Here is a 21,151-nt window from a genome sequence, read left to right as displayed (position 1 = left end):
TAAACGCTATGACCCTTTCAAAGAAACTCGTCGCGGCAGTACTCATTCTCGTTAACTTCTTGCTGCTCCACTACATTGTATCATCGATCCCGCTTCGCTGGGACCTTACTCAAGACGGAGTCTACACCCTATCGAAAAGCACCGAGACAATGCTCTCAAAGGTGGAGGAGTCCGTCATCGTTGATTTGTATACTTCAAAATCTATTGCCGACCTTCCCGCTTGGTTCAAAAACTTTGCGGATCGGGTCGAGCAGATGCTTGGCCAATACGAGAGCGTTTCCGGCGGAATCGTCCGGGTAAACGTAATCGATCCGAAGCCTGACTCTCCTGAAGAGGAACGGGCCATCGCAAATGGACTTAATGGTACCGAGATAGCCACCGGGGACCGAGTCTACCTAGGCATGACCGTCTCACAGGGTGACACGGAAAACGTTGTTCCCTTCTTCAATTGGGACCGAGAACCATTTTTGGAATACGACATATCCAAAGCGATCTACGAGACCCAACTGCTCACGAAACCGAGACTGGGCCTCATCACGTCCCTTCCGCTCGTTGCTCCAGATTATCCCTCCATGCCTGGTCAAGCGCCTCCCAGCAACCAAATCGTAGTCGACCAACTTGCTACGCTTTTCGACATTATCTCCATCGAGCCGAATGCCAAATCACTCCCTGAAAACCTCGATATCCTAGCCTTGATTCACCCCAAGGATCTTAGCGAAGGATTAGAGTATTCAATCGACCAGTACGCTCTATCAGGGAAGCCTGTATTTCTTGCCTTGGATCCGTCGTCCGTGACAGAACGTGAACAGGGCCGCCAGCAAATGATGATGGGGCAAATGAGTCAGCCCACTCCGAGCGACCTTCCCAAACTACTGGAAGCGTGGGGCCTTTCTTACGACCCGATGCAAGTTTTGGTAGATCAAACCAATTCACTATCGCAGGGACGATTCACACAGCCGAGTTGGCTCATATTCAGGGATGGTTTCACAAATCGCGACCTCCTCCCCTCCTCCCAACTCGAAGGGGTCCTCCTACTCGAGTCCGCTCCGCTTTCTCCGAAAGAGGGGGCGTCCACGAACTGGGAACCGGTCCTGACCTCATCCGCCGATGTTGGTACAGTCAACAGCATGAGTCTGCAATTCGCGCAGCCCGACCAACTTCTAGGCCAAGCCGAGCCACTGGAAGGTCCCGTAGCAGTGGCCGGAGTTCTGACCGGACCCGCCTCAAGCGCCTTTCCAGACAAAACGGACGAAAAGCACCAGCAAGAGGGAGAGATTACCGTATTCGTTATTTCTGACAGCGATTTCCTCCTCGATCAATATTCGGTCCAAAGAGTCAATTTTCTGGGGATGGAACAGATCCAAAAACTAAATGATAACCAAACCCTCGTATACAATTTCATCGAGTACCTCGGTGGCAGCCGAGATCTGATCGGAATCCGAGGAAAGGCGAGCTCTTCGCGTCCCTTTGAGGTGGTCATGAATATGGAGGCAGAGGCTCAAAAGGAATACCAGTCCAAGCTAGAAGCAGTGGAAGCTGAGCTCGAAGAGATAAACGCCAAACTCTCCGATCTCGTTAGCGAGCAAGCCAATTCGGGCATCATCTACGCAACTCCAGAGATGGAGGAAGTCGTCGCCGAAAACCAAAGGAAACAGGCTGAGCTGAAGTCTCAGGTGCGAGTCATCCGAAGAGAGCTACGTCAAGGTATCGAGACATTGGGTACTGTTATCGGTGCAGTAAATCTCCTATGGGCTCCTATTGGGCTGCTGATATTCGCTGTCTACTTCAACCGCCTCAGAAAAGGAAAATAGAAGACGCTAAAGCTCAGACTTAACCGCCTCTAATTACAAAAAGAAAAGCTCGCGAGACATGAACTTGAAGAAGCTATACCTTTCCACCGCGATACTAGCCGTCCTGGCTTTCATCACGTACTTCCTGAAAAACAACGATTCCCCGAAGGTACAAGACCAGAGAGTGGGAAGTCCGATTCTTGCTAACGCTCAATTGGACAAGGTTTCGACCCTTGAAATGATCAGCGGCAGCGAGTCCATGACTTTCATTCGGCAAGATGGGAATTGGCTTTTGCAAGAACGCTACCAACTTCCCGCCGACCCAAAACAAATCGCCAATCTTATCAAACAGCTTAAGGACACTACGCTGGAACGAGTCGCTTCCAAAAATCCAGAGCGGATAAGCGATTTCGGCTTTGGGATAGATTATATAAACTTGTTGGCCGAAGACGGAGCCAGCGTCCTCTCCCTTGATCTCGGACGTGAAACCGAATCGGGTAAACAACTCGTTCGCTTCGGCGAGGAAGAGATCGCCTTCGTCGCTAGCGAAGCATTCGGAGTAAACGGAGATCCCGTTTCTTGGCTTAAAAAGAGCCTTGTCAGCCTAGACCGCGACCAGATCCGGACTCTAAAGGTCTCGCTACTCGACGGGAGCAGCCTCGAACTAAGCCGTGAATCGGAGGATGAAGACTGGATGGCGACAAGCGAATTGCCAGAGGGCATGACGCTGGACCAAGCTGCCATCGATCGGGCGATAGGACGGGTTTCCCAATTAAATTTCGTCAACCTGGCTGAGCTCGACGATCCCGAAGTCCTAGCGGCAGCGGCAAACCAAGTTTCAGTAACGCTGACGATGTCGGATGAAACAAACTACACATTCGAGATCGGTCGGCGTCCAGAAGTCCGTGTTGAAAAACAAGTAGAAACGACCAACGAAGACGGAGAAAAAATATCCGAAAAGCAAGAGGAGGTAGAAACTCCAGCCGGTCCCGTTTATGTTAAAATCGAAAGTAGCAAAGCAGATGATCCGTTAAACAAATACATGGATCAAACAGCGTTTGCTACAACCAGCACTTTATTCACTGCCTTTCCAGAATCCATAGAAGGCTTTCTAAAAAAAGCTCCCTCAGATTCTGAAGAGCCCGGGGAAGAGGAGTAACTCCCTCTACGAATCGAAACAATCGGCGCAAAACTGTTATAGTGCGGTGCTTGCCTAAGGGCGAGCGAGCGGGTTTATCGATGGAAACGTCATAGACGTCCTCCTAATCCCAACCTTGCTATAATATGTTTTCTAAAAACAAAGCGGTATCCCTCTTGAGCGGATCCCTCCTCCTTGCGACCGCCGTCAGCGGTCTCGAAAACGGCGTCGAAGAGACGCTCCATATCGACCTCGGCATCGTTGCCGATTTCAACTACGATCTCCTCGGTTTTGATGCGAAGGAATATGTCGAATATCTGAGTGGTCCCATGACCGACCAAGAGTTCGAAGACCTTTATCCGATTTTCCGAGGCGCGAGCGACTACTACGTAAACGGATTCGGCAGCTTGGAGTACGACTTCTACAATACTGCGATAGACTCCTCCTTCGACCTCGGCGAAGCCTATGACTGGCAAGTTAGTGTAACGGGAGCTTGGGGTGTAGAAGGAATGGTATCGACGCCAGAGGCTCCCTTCTTCGAGTACTTCGGAGCCAGTGAAGGCGACCTAGAATTCGAATTCTCGATTCCGGGAGTTGCAGCAGTAGACCTTTTTCAGCTTACCAGCCTAGACTCTTTGGAACTCGCCACCTCATTCTCTGCCCTTCTCGCCGCCGTTCCTGGTAGCGAAGGATTGAATGACGCGCTCACCTTGGCAGGCTCTGCTCTCGCGTTGCTCCCCGTCATCACAGGACCAGACGCAGTCGATGTTTACGCGGACGCCGGATTCCCTTACGGCTTCATCGACATCGCTATCAACGGACCTCTCAGCATCCCAGAAGGCCCCGACGGACCTCTCCTAAATGGACCACTTCCAGAATTCATTAACGCGCTGGACTACCTGACTGCCTTGGGGATTTTCGACATCAGCGTCAGTGCGACTCGCAACGGTGAAGGCACACACACCGTGCCCGACGCGACGAGCACCATGGTATCGGCACTGCTAGGCTTCCTCGTCCTAATCCTTATTCGCCGCCGTCACCAGAACGCTTAAAGGATCATACACCTTTCTAAGTTTATCTTTTCAAATGAAGGGGGGGCGAGCCTGCAGGCTTGCCCCTTTTTTCGTGCAATAGCCTCCTTGCAACTCAAAAGAAACAAGTCTTACACAGTACGCGTTTCCCCAAACGTACAAATGAAATTCTCCTCCATATTGTTGGCCATCCTCAATACCTTACCCCTTGGGTTATATCCCTTTGTGGTAATCCCCTTGAGCAAAGTCGCATTTTCTGGAGATACCGTCGGCGAGACACAGCTGTCTCATTTTTTTGGTTACGGCTTCATATGGGGATCCCTGCTCTTTCCAGTTATCCTGATTTTCAACCATACTCTGTTCGTTCGAAACTACTGCGCCGGGCAGTACAAACGCGCCGTCCTCAACCAATCCATCACCTTCCTCTACCTTTTCTTAATTTTCGTTTACGGATACGTTGCCATGCGAGTTGAAGGCAGTTAAACATACGCCCTAATTCCCAGTCCCCTCCCCCTCTATACATTTATGAAAAGCCCTCTTCTCCTTCTCATCGCGCTACTTGCGACCTTAGTCCCTTTCGTTTCCCAAGCCCAGGACGACTCAGCAGCTCCGCAATCCTATGTGGATGAAGAGGCCGAAGCCCAAGCTCAGTGGGACGCCTTCATGGATAGCCTCGCCTGGCAAGCCGAGGGAGACGGGAACCTGAATGAATGGGCCACCATCGACATTCCAGAGGGCTTTAGCTACCTCAACGGAGAAGACGCATCTCGGTTGATGCAGGCTTACGGCAACCTTCCCTCCGAATACGAAGGCCTCGTGGCAACCAACGATCTGAATTGGCTCGTTCTCTTTCAATTCGACCCTAGCGGATATGTTCGAGACGACGAAAAGGACGAACTCGACGCCGACGCTCTCATGGACCAGATGCTGGAAAATCAGCGACTGGGCAACCAATACCGCGAAGAGCAAGGTCTAGAACCTATGTACATCGACGGTTGGGCTATGGAACCTCGTTACAACGAACGGACCAACAACCTCGAGTGGGGACTGCTGCTTCATTCGGGCAATAGCACCGAACAATTCGTAAACTACGAAACGAAGCTCCTAGGTCGCGAAGGGGTTATGGAAGTGACCTTAATATGCGACATGGCCGATCTTCAAACAATCCTACCCACCTACCAAGACTTGCTGTTGGGACATCAATACAAGGAGGGCAAATCCTACGCCGAATACCGACAGGGCGACAAGGTGGCGGAATACGGTCTGACTGCCCTCATCGCCGGTGGTGCCATCTACGGAGCGGCTAAATTGGGTCTGGTCGGAACCATTCTGGCCTTCGGGAAAAAATTCCTAAAACTCATCATCATCGGACTCGTCGCCATCGGGGCAGCATTCAAGAAGTTCTTCTCCCGCCTCACCGGACGCGAAGTTCGCGAAGAGTCGCCGGACCAATCCGCCCAGTAGTTTCGCAGGCTTGTTTCGGTACGCCGGTTTCGCTCCTCGCCCTGATTCGCCTCTCGGATGACCGACGGACAATCCTTCTACCTCGTGCTCTCGATCTTTTACCTGATCGAGTGCATCAAATTGGCTCCACCTGAATCGGAGGCTCTCATCTGTCGAGTTGGCAGATTCGGCAACGCCACGCTCAGAAAGCCATTCATGGTGGCATGGGGCATGAAAAAGACCGTCTTCCTCGGCCCTATTCTTCCTTGGCCCTACCGAATGTACTTTTTGTCGCCCCAGAGGGTAACAGCGAGGCCAGAGAGGCAATTGACGCGCGTCGCAAATGTACGAAGGCACCAGAGGCTGTTGGAAAAATGCGTCCCAAAACTGCAGCTCCTCGCCATCCTCAACTTCCTAAATTTCTTCGTCCTGATTCCCCTTGTCTATGTGAAGACCTATCAGGAGCAGCCCATCTTGATATCCCTCGCATTCGCCTATGCTATTCTACTCGTCACGGCACTTCACTACCGAGCCCTGCACAAACGCCTTTTGCCTAGCCATAAAGCGGAACGATTTAAAACCACTCTCTATACCGCTTTACTTCCATGGCACGCGCCCAGGTGTGTCGACGAGCTTGCCCTAGGCAGCTCCCTACGTTGGGCCCCTTTGGCAGCCTTGGCGGCGAATGCCTCAAACCTAAAGGTACTCGCTCACCTCCAACGCCTTTGGCGAGAGGCACATTACCAACCCCACCCAGAGTATTCGCTCCAACAACTCGAGGACGCCACTCGCCAGGCCCAGCTTGACACGGAAAATTGGCTAAAGACCCCACCTGACCTGTCTGCCCCAAAATTCTGCCCAGTTTGCCTCAGCGAATTCGAAGAAATCGCGGAAACCTGCGAGGATTGTCGCGGGACCACTTTGCGCCGTTTAAGATAAAGATAGGAGTTTCACCCCTCTCTCCCAAATACAAGCTAGTGAGAGGGCAGCCGTCGGTCTTGTCGAATTCGGAGGGTTTTGGAGAACAACCGCCTAGGGCTCTAGACTACTGCAACTCTCCAGAATCCCTATAAGTGCGTTCTCCTAGTCAAACAAAGGTAAACCAACCAGTAATTGGGTAAAAAAATGCGGGTATTACCCGATGGGTTAAGGAACACGTAAAATGAAACTCAGTACAAAGCTATCCACCATTGGTCTCGTCGTAACCGCGGGCCCCGCATTGACTGTCCTCACGCTCCTTCTTTGGAAAACACCCCAAATCACGGAGGATATTGACGACCAGATCCACACACTCGTGGAAAGCAGCCTCGTCGATCAAACCAAGTCGATCCTCGAAAACGTTGAGCTGACCGATAAGCTGCTACTGGGTACGACCAAGAGCCATCTCTCAACTGCTGAAGTGATCGCCGAACAAATCGGCACAATCGAGCAACAAGCGGACGATCTGGTCAGCTGGGACGCAATTAATCAGATCACAAAGGAGTCAACTCCCCTCCAACTCCCTAAACTTACCGTCGGCGGCCTTTGGCTCGGTCAACAGAGCGAATTCGATCCCAACAATCGGGTTACCCTTATCGACGATTTTGGAGATCGTACCGGGATCACTTGCACGCTTTTCCAAAAGATGAACGAAGCGGGCGACATGCTCCGCGTCGCCACAAATGTCCGTAAGCTTGATGGAAAACGAGCAATCGGGACCTACATCCCCTCCAGCAGCCCAGTGGTCCAAACCGTCTTGTCTGGAGAGACCTTTTTCGGCCGAGCCTATGTGGTCAATCAGCACTACATTACTGCCTACAAGCCCATCGAAGACTCACGCGGCGAGGTCATCGGTATCCTTTACGTCGGATTGCCAGAGTCGGTCGCAACAAAGCAAGTCACAGCTAACCTGACCCAGAAGACAACCGGAGAAACCGGTCGAGTCTTCGTTCTGAACAAGAATAAGCAAAACGCCGGCAAGCTAATAGTCGCCCCGGATCGTGGAGAAGTTGGCGAAACTGCTGAGTTTTTCTTAAACGAAGACGGCACAGACGTCTTGGAAGAAGTGCTTTCCACTGCCGGATCGCTCGCGGGCGGGGAAGTCAGGTCTCTGAAATACCACGTTCGGAAACCTGGCGGCAGCGAGCTCGAAGAAATGACCGCCGCGGTCGCGTATTACCCTTCTTGGGATTGGGTCATTCTCTCGACCATTTCTAGCGAAGAACTAAACGCGAGCAGCGAGCTGGTTTCAGCATCCTTGGCCCATGTAACGAACCTACAAATCGGGGCCACCGTTATTGGTACTGTCATCGCACTCATCCTCTTCATGAGTATTGCGAAATCACTCTCTCGCCAGATTAGAAAAATCGCCAAGGAGATCTCCGACGGAGGAGAAGATACCCAACGTTCTTCTCTGGAGATCGAGATGGTTTCTTCCGAATTAGCACACGGATCAAGGAGCCAAACAGACAGCCTGCATAACACCAGCCAATCGCTCGATAACATTAACAACATTACCCATCAAAACGTAGAGGCCGCCGCCAAGGCCAATCAGCTCACTTCCGAAACTCGCAAATGCGCGGACACCAGCTCCCAGGAAATGACCGCCATGATCGAGGCTATGGACGCCATCGCGAAATCGAGCGAAGACATTTCCACCATCATTAAAACGATCGATGAGATCGCCTTCCAAACCAATATCCTTGCTCTTAACGCCGCTGTCGAAGCCGCCCGAGCGGGAGATGCGGGAGCAGGATTCGCCATTGTCGCCGAAGAAGTCCGCGACCTAGCCTTACGCTCCACAGAAGCGGCCCACAACACCTCAGGAAAGATCGAGGAAGCCCTCGCCAAAAGCCGCTCCGGATCGACCATTTGCGACCAAGTTGCCAGCAGCCTAGCACTCATTAACGAGAAAATCTTGGGCATCGACGAAGTGGTTGGGACGATTGTTACTTCGAGCGAAGAACAAAGCCGTGGCGTTGAACAGATATCGCAAGCGATCACACAGATCGACAACATTACCCAAACCCACGCAACCAGCTCTACCCACATGGTCAACTCTTCCGAAAAGCTGACCGAACAAGCTCGCAACCTGAACATCACCCTCGAGCAGTTACTCAAGCTCGTGGATGGATAGGACGGGCTCAACAAAGGCAGCCCGGATCTGCCGCGAAATTCTCATTTAACGACGCCTAGGACGGAATTTGTCCTAGGCGTTTTGCTATTCTGAGCGTGACAATGAACTTGGAACGCAAACTAGAGATCCTGGCAGACGCTGCGAAGTACGACGCTTCCTGTGCCAGCAGTGGAGGACAACGTCGTAAGTCACAGGCGACCGACGGCAGCATCGGCTCAACCACAGGCAGCGGTATTTGCCACTCCTACGCTCCGGATGGGCGTTGCATTTCCCTTCTCAAAATTCTGCTGACAAACCGCTGTATCTTCGACTGCGCCTACTGCGTGAACCGTCGCTCCAGCGATACGCCTCGGGCCACGTTTACTCCTCAAGAGGTCGTGAAACTCACCCTAGATTTCTACAAGCGTAACTATATCGAAGGCCTCTTCCTCAGCTCTGGCATCACCCGCAACGCCGACCATACGATGGAGCAGCTGAACCAAGTAGCCATTCAGCTCAGGGAGGTGCATCACTTCCGCGGATACATCCACCTCAAGACGATACCCGAAGCGTCTCCCGAGTTGATAGAAATCGCTGGCAAATACGCTGACCGCTTGAGCGTAAACATCGAGCTTCCCACTCAAACTGGGCTCGAGAAACTAGCTCCCGAAAAGAACTTGAGGCGTATCCAAAATAGCATGGCCCAGATTCGCAGCAAAAACGACGAGTCAAACGATCGGCTAAACTCGGCCAAGTCGGAACGAATGCGCTTCTTTGCAAGAAAGAGCCGGAGTTTCGCCCCTGCTGGACAAAGCACACAGATGATTGTGGGAGCCGACGACGCGAAGGACCGAAACGTTCTGGAACGGGCAGATTTTCTCTACAAGTCCTACAAGTTGCGTCGCGTATACTATTCCGGATACAGCCCTCACGACCACGCCTCGTCACTCTTACCAATCAAGCGTCCTCCCCTCGTTCGAGAGAATCGCCTCTATCAGGCCGACTGGCTACTTCGCTTCTACGGATTCAAATTGGATGAAATCACCCCCGAGTCCGAAGCGGAGCTCCCACTCGATATCGATCCGAAATCAGCCTGGGCTTTACGTAATCGGGAATTCTTCCCGCTGGATGTCAATCGTGCCAGTCGGGAAGCTCTGCTCCGCGTGCCGGGTCTCGGCGTCAGAGGAGTGGATCGCCTAATCGAATCACGCCGATTTGGAAGCTTATCCCTCTCAGATCTTAAACGTATGCGTATTCCACTACAGAAGGTTCTTCCTTTCATCGTAACCCGAGACTATCGGCCTACCCTTTTGGAAAGAAGCTCAGAACGGTTGAGAGCCAAGCTCGCCAAACCTGCCGAGCAGATGCTTCTCCCCCTCAGTCGATAGAAGGACCCTATGGAAATTCCGCAAAGCCAAATTAGAGATTTCGATTCTTGGCGAGAAGCTGCACGCGATTTTCTCCAGCGCTCAGTTCCGCCGGAACGAATATTGTGGGGATCAGCAAGGGAGGAGCTGCTGGACTTAGGTTTCTCAAAGACCTCTATCCAGTCTGTGGATACGGGGAATCAACACCAAGTGCCCGCGGAGTTTCTAAATCGGGCAAAACTGGTTGCCTGTCACTTTGCAAACGACACCTGGGACCTTCTCTATCGTCTCCTTTGGCGAATAGCAGTTTTTGGCGAAACCCAAATCCTCAGAAAACAAAGTGACCCGGAAGTCGCCAGCTTCACGCTGAAAGAAAAAGCGGTTCGCCGCGAAAGGCATAAAATGACGGCTTTCGTCCGATTCAGAAAAGTCGCAGATCCTGAGCTAGAACGAGAGACTTATGTCGCGTGGTACGAGCCGGAGCACGATGTGGTTAGATTGGCATCCTCCTACTTCCGAGACCGTTTCGCCTCCATGAATTGGTCAATCATCACCCCACGGACCTGCGTCCATTGGGATGGGACTCGACTTCGCTTTTCAGAGGCTGACTCAAATAATCGTTTACCCGAAGAGGACGAGCTGGAGGCGTATTGGAAGAAATACTACGCCAGTACCTTCAACCCCGCTCGTTTGAACATCCGCATGATGGAAAAAGAGATGCCACGGAGATACTGGAAAAACCTTCCAGAGGCCGACCTGATCGCTGAGCTTTCCAGCGCTTCCTATGGTCGCACCAAATCTATGACGGAGCAAACTCTCGCCCCTGCCCTATCGAGTCGCAACAAGAAGCGACCCAGGGGAGCTCCGGACGGCAGAGAACTAAATGTCTGTCGCTCGTCTGATGAAGTTAAGCTCCTAACGGTAAAGTCCTCTTTCGACGAGGCAGCCGAACACGCGGCGACTTGCCAAGCCTGCCCTCTCTACCAAAAATCCACACAAACAGTATGGGGGAGCGGCCCCAAAAACGCTCGCCTCATGATCGTCGGAGAGCAACCGGGAGACCAAGAGGACTTGAGCGGACAGCCCTTCGTTGGCCCGGCTGGTCAGCTTCTCCACGAATTCCTTCAGAGGGCGAACCTCTCGACAGATCAATCCTACCTGACCAATGCGGTGAAACACTTTAGTTGGAGATTTTCAAAAGGTCGCCGTCTTCACCAGAAACCTTCCTCTCAACAGGTCCACGCTTGTCGGCCTTGGCTTGAGTGGGAACTTCGCTCCGTTCGCCCTGAGATCGTACTCTGTCTCGGAACTACCGCAGCTCGTTCTATTCTGGGCAAGCCGGTGTCACCTGTTTCAGATCGAGGCCTATACGATGACATAGGTCGCCCTTTCCGAGTCATCGTTACCTACCATCCCTCCTACCTTCTGCGTCTTCCTCTGGGCCCAGAGAGAGAAGCCCGCAGTACGGAATTTTTGGAAGATATCCGGCTCGCTAGAATCTTTATCGGGGAAAGCGGAAAACGGGAGCAATCGAGCTCACAAAAAAAGGAGCCCCAAGACGACTTGGAAGCTCCTTAGTATTTGCTTTTCGATTAAAGCCTATCTGCTGGCGAGAGCCGGCATCTGCAGGTCATCAATCAAAAAGTCTACGGGGACCGTAACAGTTTGGGCCACAGCACGACCATTTTTCGTGCCTGGCTGGAAATACCAGTTCTTGACTGACTTGATCGCGGACTTGCTGAAAGCAGGACTTGAGGACGACAGGACTCGTACGTCGCTCACTTCGCCTTGCTCGTCCACTCGGAGCATTAGCAAGGTGCTTCCTTGGATTCCGCGTTGTAACATTTCTACCGGATACTTGGGAGTAACCGTTTCCAGTACGTAGGCGTCTGTCTGATCTTCGATACCAAAATCAATACCCGCCTGTTCCTCGGCCGAAGCCGCAATAGCCGCTCCGCAGGCCGCTACCTGCGCAAAAGCGATGAATGCAATTTTCTTTATGTTCATGGGGTTGGGGTCCTTTCGTGTGAACTTCCGTAACGTTACCGTAACATCGTCACATTGATGTAACATTTCAAGCTACAAGGGCCCGAACAGGCAAAACGTAACATTTGTAAGAAATTGCTGAACCGGCGTGGGGCTCGAACTTCCGAATTCCCATACACAAAGAAACCCCGAGCCTAAGGCTCGGGGCGACTCAATGAATCAATGATTAGTTCTCTACTAAATTAGAATTTGAGATTGGCTTCTAAAGTGAGGACTTGCTTGTCGACACCTCCGTAACCAACGGTCTCAGCTCCGTCGCTGCTGTAGTCCGCAAACTTTCCAACTAATGTTACGTATTCGTTTAGCTTATACGAAGCGACGAGGTCGATTTCGCTACCGAGGTAGTCGCTCACGTTTTCAGTTCCAAAGGAGTGGTAAACGAGCTTGATGGGCACATCGCCAGCTTTGAATCCGAAGCTTACGTAGTAGTCTTCCAGGCCTTGCGGCATGCCGCCTCCCAAACCAAGAGAGCCACCAGCAAACAGGTCGGCAAAACCATTGAACTTGTGAACCGTAGCAAGAGGAGTGGTAAAACCAGTCGTACCGTCTCCGCCAAGGATTTCTACACCTGCTGCTAGCGTCATCCCGCTGAACTTAGCGCCGAACTCACCGGCGATGTAGTCTAGATCAAAATCAGCTACGCTACCGCCATTGTCCGACTGCTTGGCATAGCTGAAAGAGTAATTGTAGGTTACGTCGTCTCCAGGGATCTTACCAACACCACGGATACCAAAGGTGTCGCTGGAAGTGAGCACTGGACGATCGAAGTCCAATAGGTAAGCGAAGCCAGTAAGCGTGAAGTTGTCTGCAAGCTTGCTGCTGGCATTGAGCACGATACCGGAGAGATCTTGCGAAGTAGCGTTTACGCGATGTACCGCATCGAGGTAAGCGAAGTTCAGCTTGTTCTTTTCGTCGATAGCGTAGGAGTAAGTGATCGCGTCGTAAGTCTGGATATTCTGTCTCCATCCTACGTGACCGATGAAACGCTGGTCATCCAAAACGTAGATCTGACGGCCAACTTTTGCTCCAGCGTAGCTGAACCAGATCTGATTCAGTTCAGTTGTAGGGACATCCAAAGCAGGACGGTCGTCGTCGTTGTTGAAGCTCAGGTCTTCCATTTCGATGAAAGCCTTGAAACCTTCGTACTCGCCTGTAGCGAGAGATAGACGAGTTCTGATGCTATAGCCGTTAACCTCGCTGGCCGGAGTTTCGTTAAATTCATAACGAGCACGAGCATTGAGAGAGGCCTTGCTGCCGTCTTTCAATCCGGAGATCACATCCGAGAAGGATTGAGCGTTGGCTGTGACGGCCAGCGCCGCCATCGAACCAAGAGTTAGTAGTGAGACAGCTCCCTTTCGGAAGGCGGTGGTGTTAGTAGTGTTCATCTTGTTCTGTTTTCTTAGTGTAGTTATTTTCTGATTCAGGTACCAAGCATGGTTGGCCTCATGTTTTGATAAGGAGATTCGATGGGGTAATTTCTCGTCCTGCGAGTTGGAATTAGTTTAGTAGACGTCGCGTAGGTAGCGTTTGGATTTTTTCATCGCTTCCACGTAAGCTTCTGCTTCTTCGATACTCTTGTTTCCGTATTCCGCGACCACTTGGTGAAGCGCGGAATCTACGTCCTTGGCCATCCTTGAAGCATCGCCGCAAACATAGAAATGCCCGCCCTGCTCGAGCCAGGCATAGAGTTCCTTGCCATGCTCCAACATTCGGTCCTGCACATAAATTTTCTTTTCCTGATCCCGTGAAAACGCCGTTTCTAGACGGGTAAGCACTCCGCTCTCAAGGTATTGGCTTAATTGTTCCTCATAAAGGAAGTCGCTGGCTGCGTGCTGATCTCCAAAGAAGAGCCAGTTCTTGCCGCTAGCATTCGTAGCATCGCGCTCCTCAAGGTACGCTCTGAACGGAGCGATACCTGTACCAGGACCTACCATTATGACGGGTGTCGTTGGATCCTCCGGCAACTTGAATGAAGTCGTGTGATGGAAGTAAATTCGCACCGGAGAACTCCCATCGTGATTCGCTAGGAAATTCGAACAAACCCCTTTACGTGAACGCCCATGAGCATCGTAGCTCACCACTCCTACTGTGACGTGGACCTCATCCTTATGCGCGTTTGGACTCGAAGAAATTGAATACAAACGAGGCGAGAGCTTACCCAACAATCTAAGGAGAGATTCCGGGGATTCGAAGCTGGTAGGCTCCTCAATGAGCAGATCAATGAACTGGCGCCCCCAGACGTAGCCCTTGAAGGCTTCTTTGTCTTCAGCGAGTTCCTTGAGCTTCGTACTTCCACTCAACTCCGCATAGGCTTTGAGCCCCTTCAGAGTCAAATTGGTGATATCGTAGTTTTCAGTGAGAACCTCCCGCAAGGTTTTGCCTTCAACAGCTTCTTCACCAGTAAGACCTGCCGCCTTGAGGAAATCTTCTACGTATTCAGGATCGTTAACAGGCATTACAGCAAGGGCATCGCCTGGCTCGTAGCTGAGCCCCGAGCCTTCGAGGGAGATCTCCACATGCCGAGTTTGCTTGGCTGAATCTTCTCCATTCAAGTTGTAGTTGTTCAGCAACTTCGCAGGAAAAGGGTTTTTCTTTCCGTAAGCGGGTTCCTCTGCCTCAACCTCCGAAGCCGCTGCCTCGGCGGTAGCCGCTCCTGCAGCTTCTTCCACAGAAGTGAGCCATGCCTCAAACTCGTCATCGTAGTCCGCATCGCAATCGACACGCTCAACGATAGGCGTAGCTCCGAGAGCCTTTAGACGTAGGTCGATATCCACTCCACACTTACAAAAATCTGGGTAGTTTGAATCTCCCAACGCGAGTACAGAATACTTCAAGCTCTTGAATTCTGGAGCAGCGTCACTCAGCAACCAATCGTAGAAACCAGCCGCATTGTCAGGAGGCTCTCCCTCCCCAAAGGTGGAGGTGATTATCAGCACTAACGACTCTTCGCTAAGCTTGGCGACATCGTATTCTCCAAGATCGCAAACAGTCGGTTCGAAACCTTTACCACCCAAAGTCTTGGCAACTTTTCGAGCTAGCCCCTCACTGTTGCCAGTTTGGGATCCCCACAAAATGGTTAGCGGTTTTGCGGCTGCAGGCTGCCCCACCTCTCCCGCGTCCTGACTGGAAAACATTCCAGCTAGAAAGCCGTTAAGCCATGCTCTCTGCTCAACACTGAATGGTGCGTTTTCTGGAATAAATGGAGCGTTCACTGTATTTTTCCCGTGTGTAATTGTTTTCCCTTACCGTTTCGAATCAGTTGGCCAAAGCTTGCAATTCCTCGACACTCTTGTCTTTCGCGAATTCAACGAAGCTTTGCCCAGCATCCCTTTGGCTGAGGTAGCTATTCATAATTTTTGCCACCAGAGGTTTTATTTCCGTGAAAGGCACACTCTTGAAGACCTCCTTGGCAACTGCCTGTTCGTTGTCCACGCCTCCGCCGATCACGACGCTGTAACCTTCGACGGATTCATCTCCGACCTTAACCTTCACCGACTGCATCCCGATGTCGCCAATGTAATGTTGGGCACATGAGTGCTGACAGCCAGTTACGTGGATATTGATTGGCAAATCCATCTCGACTTCCTTTTTCAGATAGTCTCCGAGTTCCACCGCGTTGGACTTTGTATCCGCTGAAGCATACTTGCACCCAAAATTTCCAGTACAAGCAATGATACCGCCAAGGATGGGATCCGCTTTGCAATCGAATCCAATCTTCTCGACTTCAGCTACAAGCGTATCAACATCTTCATTACGAACATTCGTAATCAATAGATTCTGCCAAACCGTTAGGCGTATCTCTCCGCTTCCAAATCTTTCGGCTAGGCTCGCAACCGATTTCATCTGCTCAGGGAGCATCTTTCCAACTGGAACTCGCACGCCCACATAGCTCAAGCCTTCTTGCAGCTGGGGATGGATTCCAAGGTGGCTGTGTCGCTTGATCGAGCGACGCGAATCGCACTCTTTCAACTCCATGCGCACTAGATCGAAGTCTAGTTTTGACTCGGTCTCTTCCACAAATTTTTGGTCGCCCCATTTGTCGATCAGGTACTTCAAACGAGCCTTTTTACGATTAGTACGATCGCCGTTCTCGATGAATACTCGAATCATGGCTGCAGCCACTGCGAGGCATTGCCCTGGCTTGATTAGGATGCCGCAATCCTTGGCAAATTGCTTGTGACCCGTGATACCAGCCAACTGAACTCGGAAATATATCCCCGGCTCTACCGCTTTCCCCTCACCCACTCGGACGGCGTAGAAAGCGATGTCATTTGTATCCGCACAGACGCTCATAGCCCCACCGCCATCGAAAGAAATATTGAACTTTCGCGGCAGTCCGTAGAACTCTCTGGTATTTAGAATCAAGTGATGCATCGCCCGCGTCAGAGGCTGGACATCGTATACCTCGTCTGGATCTATGCCCGAAGTCGCAGAGCCAGTGATGTTTCTCAAGTTGTCCGCACCCGCTCCTCGCGAAGTTAGCCCTAAGTCAACCAGCTTATCTAGTACCTTGACCGCATTTTTAGGCTGAATCTCGCGGAGCTGAAAATTTGCCCGTGTGGTGATGTGCGAGTACCCACCTGCCCACTCCTCTGCCATTTCAGCCATACCTACAAGCTGGTGAGAACGCATGATCCCACCTGGGATACGGCAGCGCAGCATCAGGTTCTCCTGAGCAGGAGCCACGTTGAATAGCCCGTAAAACTTGAAACGGAAAACATCAGGCCCATCAGGCATCATATTTGACTCAGCGTGACGGAGAATGTCTTCGTAGGCGTCTAAGCCATTCTTTTCTAGCTTAATCCGCTCTTCCTTACAGAGATCATCCACAGGAGTGCCGTAGAGGACCTCAGCTCCAGATGACGAAGACTCCGTATCCGCTGTGTACTTACCATCGGATTTTTTCCCCAAAAAAGGAGAGAAACCTCGCTGGCTCGCTCCTGCGAAAAAGCCGGCTAGATACTCCTTTTGTTCGGTGGTAAAAGTCTGATTCAAAGTAGTCATCTTTCTTAGTTCCTTACATTTAGCACTCCCGATGCCACACTCAGCCGGACATTTTCTCTCAGGCTGCAAGTTCCGAAAAAACCATTTCCCAAAGCGAACTAAACATGTCGCTAACAGCTATTAATCAATCACTTGCAAACTTCAGAAATGATTTTCGCTCCCTGCATTAAAAAAATTTTGGTCTAAATTAATCGTTTTTCGGGTATTTAACCAAGGATCGCCTGCTTGTTTTTATATGTCTATTTTTTATAATTCTTATCAACTTAATTAATTTTATTCACTCTTTCAAAATTAAGCAGGCAAGAAAAGCTAGGTGTTGAAAAAGGGCCTTCAACTAACCGACTGGCTGCAACTGCACAGCACAGTGCTTGTAGGAAGGCTGACGCGAATGCGGATCGAAATCCGGCTTGGTCAGCCAATTCGTTTCCGGATAATGCATCGGCATAAACACTTGCCCCGGCTGGACGGTTGGAGTCACAAAGACGCCAGCCTTCACCACACCTCTTCTTGAGGAAACCGAAACTAGGCTGCCACTAGCCAATCCCATTCGCTCCGCATCTGTCGGGTTTACTTCGACGTAAACATTCTTCGGATACAGCTTCCTAAGTACGTCAGATTTAGCGGTACGGGTTTGCGTGTGCCATTGGGCAGAGGTCCCCCTACCCGTTAGCAAAACAAACGGATAATTCGAACAGGTCGGCTCCGGCAAAGGCTTCGGGTGGTCGTATAAGAAAATGGCCTTGCAGCCTGGGCGATAGAACTTGCCATCCGAAAACAGACTCCGATGAGTTTCGCCATCCTGATCTTCACTCCGATACGGCCACTGGACCCCCCCCTTCGCTGAGAGATCACCATACCCAGACAGACCAGAAATATCGCAAGGACGATCCTTCGTCAGACGGCATAGGATTTTAAATACGTTTTCGGGCGTGTCCCACTCCTTAAACATCGCTCCACATCCCCAATAAGCGGCCAGCAAGCGGAATATATTAAAATCGGAAAGCGCCTTTCCAGGAGCTTTATGAACCTTGCGAGTGACCCCAATCCTTCGTTCAGAATTGATAAAGGTGCCCTCCTTTTCACCCCAGCTCGCCGCCGGCAAAACGAGATCCGCCAGCTGGGCCGTTTCGGTACTGTGATACATGTCCTGCACCACGAGAAACTCTAGCTTCTTTACCGCATCACGAAAACGACCTTGGCCGACCCACGAATGAGCCGAATTGGTTGCGATGATCCAAAGCCCCTTGATCTTGCCTGATTCAACACCATTTACGATCTGATCATATGCCCAGCAATTCTCGTCCGGAATATTGGATACATCGATCTTGAGAATCTCCGAAACCTTATTGCGATGCCCCTCGTTTAGGAAATCGTGCCCGCCAAGCAGACTCGTCGTATTGGAGAAAAGCCTCGAACCCATCGCATTGCATTGCCCGGTGATCGAATTGGGGCCTGTTCCCGGCCGACCAATGTTGCCGGTCATGAGGCAGATGTTGATCATCGACTGAGCAAGGCGAACGCCTTCGTAGCTCTGATTGACTCCCATGGTCCACCAGAAAGAAACCCGCTTACCCCCAGCGATGCTTGCGACAAATGCCTCGATCGCAGAAACAGGCAAGCCACTGTCGCTAGAGACTTTTTCGAGGGTGTATTCCTGTACGAAATCCTCGAAGCCCTCGAAACCTTCAGTGTACCGATCGACATAGTCTCGCTTGATATGGCCTTGCGCGATGAGCTCTCGAGCCACTCCATAAAAAAGCGAAAGATCGGACTTGGGCGCAATCGCCAGATGCGTTGTCGCCGCGTTGGCAGTTTCGGTACTGCGGGGATCGACAACAATGATCTCGGGCTTGTTCTTGTTGCGCATCACACGCTGCCACATGATCGGATGGGCGATACAAGGATTAGCGCCCACGAACACGAGAACATCAGAATCCTCGTAGTCCTGATACGAGTACGGTGGAGCATCAAAACCAAAAGATTGTTTGTAGGCTGCCACCGCGGTAGCCATGCACTGACGGGTATTACCATCGCCATGGCGGATACCCATACCGAATTTGCCCAAAGCTCCCAAAAAGGCGAAATCCTCACACGTGATCTGCCCCGTCCCCAACCAAGCGAGACTGTCCGGACCATGCCTTTCCTTTATCGCTTTGAATTTCTTGGCGAAGGTAGACGCAGCCTTTTCCCAACTGACAGGGTGCAGCTCACCATCCTCACCTCGCAGAAGCGGCTCGGTTGCCCTATCCGGAGCGTCCAATACCCTCAACGCCTCCCAACCCTTTGGGCATGCCATGCCCAAATTCACCGGATACGCCGGGCTTGCGCTAAGATTAACCCCTTCGCCATCCCGCAGGTGAACCTTCAATGAACAACCAGTAGCGCAAAAGCCGCAAACACTGTCCACTGTGCTCGTTGGCTTTAGGCGCTCCGGGACCTTCCCAAGCCCAAAGCCGCCGGGATTGAGAACTAGATCCTTGGTTAAAGGTCCGCTCCACTCCCTCAGGAGCGTGTTTTTTTTGGTACGTTCGGGAATAAGCTCATTCATCCGTTATGTCCTCCAGGCATTTTAGGAGCGTTAACTGCCTTGAAATACAAGACGCGCTCCAACAATTCACTTAAGCAAACTGAGGCCAAGCCAACTAACGCGAGCCACAGCCCTCCTAAAAAATATCCCAATACCACTGTTGCGGCAACTACAGCGGCAGAAAAGAGCCTGAGCTTCCAAATTGTGGACAAAGGACCTTCTACCAGTCTAACCGTAACCGCGTTCTCGTGCAGCGATTTCCACTCCCCAAATAGCTTCAGGGCCAGAACAAGGTTTATTGACAAAACCTCGAATAAACCGACACCCCCAGCCGCAATTGCGGCAAACGATAAAGCGCCCAAAACCACAGAGCCATAAAATTTGAATGCCGAGATGCGAAGCCTCCAAAAGCTCCGCTGCGTATCCACGTATATAAATACAGAGGTAAGGACTCCGATAAGCCCAACCAGAGCTGAGGCCCAAGCGGCTACCTTACCCCAAGGCCCGACTGCCGCCGCGTAGTCAGAGAAACCAAACCAGCCAAGACAGATAGCTCCCAAAGCGGGAATCGAAATCCCCGAGCAAAATCCCAAAACCACTGCCTCTCGACTTAGCCAAGAGCGGCGGAAACCTACGAATATCCGCCAGGCCTTGAGCGGTTGACCAAGGTGAAGAGCGCTGCAGAGCAAGCCAACGTGCAATACGCCCCAAGCGATCGCGTAGGCGATATCGCCCCCCCTTTCCCAGGAAAACGCCGAGGCCAAGAAACCGCCTATGCCAATCTGACTTAGTGCCAAAAGGCCAACCAAAGGCCAGTGGGTGTGCTGCGGCCTAAGGACATGGGCATCCGCTGCCACCAGATTATCCGGCAGCTTCTTGCTCGATATATAACTCGTCGAAGGCTTGGTGTAGGACGGATCTGGAGAGGCCGGCAAAAAGCCCCCTCCCCGAGAAGATTTGGCTAGCACTTCGTTCGTCTCCACAGTCACGATCTTGATAGCCTCATGCGGACAAGCCTGCACGCAAGCAGGCGCCTCCCCCGAGGACAATCTGGAGTGGCACATGTCGCACTTTCGCACCACACCACGCTTGCTGCTATACTTGGGTACATCGTAGGGACATTTGAGCACGCAATACTGGCACCCAATGCATTGGTCGTCCAAATGGAGGACAATCCCACTCGCCTCGTCCTTCTCATAGGCGTTGACCGGACATCCGATAAGGCAACCCGGCTCCACACAATGATGACACGCAGTGGTAACGGTTTGGAGATAGGGCCCCTGCTCACCCTCACCCACGAGAGAGCCAATATCCCTCCAAGTCTCGTCTTCATCCAAGCCATTTAGGCTATGGCAGGCCGTTACACACCCCTTGCAGCCAGAGCAGCGGTCAAGATCCACCTGAAAGGCATATTGCTCACCCTTTCGGGGAGCCGAAAGAGGAATCAGGTCGCCGAAGCGTCCGCCCTGACCGCCGGATTCACTTTCCGCCGCATCAGCGAAACGGCCCACAGGCGTACCAACTTGCTGCTGCTCCTCCAGCAACATGTCGATCAACGTCTTATCCTTCAGGTCTATCAGCTCGCTCATTTCCGTCTTGATCTCACAAGCCGCTGAGCCACGTCCGCGCCAAAACCTAACAATGTTCAAATTACCACATTTCTTATTTTTGTTAAATTCGATTAATTATTTTCATTCATCTCCAGTTGGCT

15 protein-coding genes are annotated in these 21,151 nt (G+C 51.6%); 9 read left to right on the top strand and 6 right to left on the bottom strand.

The genetic code is table 11. From position 1 onward, the window contains the following. Positions 1–8 precede the first annotated feature (8 nt). From H5P27_RS00820 to H5P27_RS00780, 9 genes are all read left to right on the top strand, one after another. The gene (locus H5P27_RS00820; RefSeq protein ID WP_185658482.1) at positions 9–1,811 is read left to right on the top strand and encodes a GldG family protein; all 1,803 of its coding nucleotides are present in this window, start codon (positions 9–11) and stop codon (positions 1,809–1,811) included. A gap of 58 nt (positions 1,812–1,869) precedes the next feature. Then, positions 1,870–2,949 (top strand): DUF4340 domain-containing protein, encoded by a 1,080-nt coding sequence (locus H5P27_RS00815; protein ID WP_185658481.1) that lies wholly within the window; start codon positions 1,870–1,872, stop codon positions 2,947–2,949. A 125-nt stretch (positions 2,950–3,074) separates the two neighbouring features. Beyond that, a complete protein-coding gene (locus H5P27_RS00810) occupies positions 3,075–3,980 on the top strand; it encodes a hypothetical protein (RefSeq protein WP_185658480.1) in 906 nt (301 codons plus the stop codon). A gap of 141 nt (positions 3,981–4,121) precedes the next feature. Further along, positions 4,122–4,442, top strand: coding sequence for a hypothetical protein (locus H5P27_RS00805; RefSeq protein ID WP_185658479.1), 321 nt, complete (start codon positions 4,122–4,124; stop codon positions 4,440–4,442). 42 nt (positions 4,443–4,484) lie between these two features. Next, positions 4,485–5,423, top strand: coding sequence for a DUF2167 domain-containing protein (locus tag H5P27_RS00800; protein WP_185658478.1), 939 nt, complete (start codon positions 4,485–4,487; stop codon positions 5,421–5,423). A gap of 57 nt (positions 5,424–5,480) precedes the next feature. After that, entirely contained in the window at positions 5,481–6,341 is an 861-nt protein-coding gene (locus H5P27_RS00795; RefSeq protein WP_185658477.1) for a hypothetical protein, read from the top strand. 223 nt (positions 6,342–6,564) lie between these two features. Further along, on the top strand, positions 6,565–8,517 hold the full coding sequence (locus H5P27_RS00790) for a methyl-accepting chemotaxis protein (RefSeq protein WP_185658476.1): 1,953 nt from the start codon (positions 6,565–6,567) through the stop codon (positions 8,515–8,517). A gap of 101 nt (positions 8,518–8,618) precedes the next feature. After that, positions 8,619–9,884, top strand: coding sequence for a putative DNA modification/repair radical SAM protein (locus tag H5P27_RS00785; protein ID WP_185658475.1), 1,266 nt, complete (start codon positions 8,619–8,621; stop codon positions 9,882–9,884). Positions 9,885–9,893: 9 nt separating this feature from the next. Next, positions 9,894–11,441: a UdgX family uracil-DNA binding protein gene (locus H5P27_RS00780; protein ID WP_185658474.1), complete on the top strand. Its 1,548-nt coding sequence runs from the start codon at positions 9,894–9,896 to the stop codon at positions 11,439–11,441. A gap of 21 nt (positions 11,442–11,462) precedes the next feature. Here H5P27_RS00780 and H5P27_RS00775 read toward each other — a convergent pair whose 3' ends face one another. The 6 genes from H5P27_RS00775 to H5P27_RS00750 form a co-directional block, all read right to left on the bottom strand. Next, positions 11,463–11,870: an energy transducer TonB gene (locus tag H5P27_RS00775; RefSeq protein ID WP_185658473.1), complete on the bottom strand. Its 408-nt coding sequence runs from the start codon at positions 11,868–11,870 to the stop codon at positions 11,463–11,465. A gap of 221 nt (positions 11,871–12,091) precedes the next feature. Then, entirely contained in the window at positions 12,092–13,294 is a 1,203-nt protein-coding gene (locus H5P27_RS00770) for an alginate export family protein (protein ID WP_185658472.1), read from the bottom strand. A 117-nt stretch (positions 13,295–13,411) separates the two neighbouring features. Beyond that, positions 13,412–15,121 carry a sulfite reductase subunit alpha gene (locus tag H5P27_RS00765; protein WP_339382538.1) on the bottom strand — a complete coding sequence of 570 codons (1,710 nt, stop codon included), beginning with the start codon at positions 15,119–15,121 and terminating at the stop codon, positions 13,412–13,414. Between the two features lie 43 nt (positions 15,122–15,164). Then, positions 15,165–16,913 carry a NirA family protein gene (locus tag H5P27_RS00760; protein WP_185658471.1) on the bottom strand — a complete coding sequence of 583 codons (1,749 nt, stop codon included), beginning with the start codon at positions 16,911–16,913 and terminating at the stop codon, positions 15,165–15,167. A 334-nt stretch (positions 16,914–17,247) separates the two neighbouring features. Continuing rightward, complete coding sequence (locus H5P27_RS00755; protein ID WP_185658470.1) at positions 17,248–19,461, bottom strand: molybdopterin oxidoreductase family protein; 2,214 nt, start codon at positions 19,459–19,461, stop codon at positions 17,248–17,250. Beyond that, positions 19,458–21,029, bottom strand: a complete 1,572-nt coding sequence (locus tag H5P27_RS00750) for a DmsC/YnfH family molybdoenzyme membrane anchor subunit (RefSeq protein WP_185658469.1) — start codon at positions 21,027–21,029, stop codon at positions 19,458–19,460. The genes H5P27_RS00755 and H5P27_RS00750 overlap by 4 nt, the downstream gene beginning before the upstream one ends. Positions 21,030–21,151 lie beyond the last annotated feature (122 nt).

Origin of the sequence: Pelagicoccus albus, from assembly GCF_014230145.1 — a bacterium.
GTDB lineage: Bacteria > Verrucomicrobiota > Verrucomicrobiia > Opitutales > Opitutaceae > Pelagicoccus > Pelagicoccus albus.
This window is presented reverse-complemented; position numbering and strand designations above follow the sequence as displayed.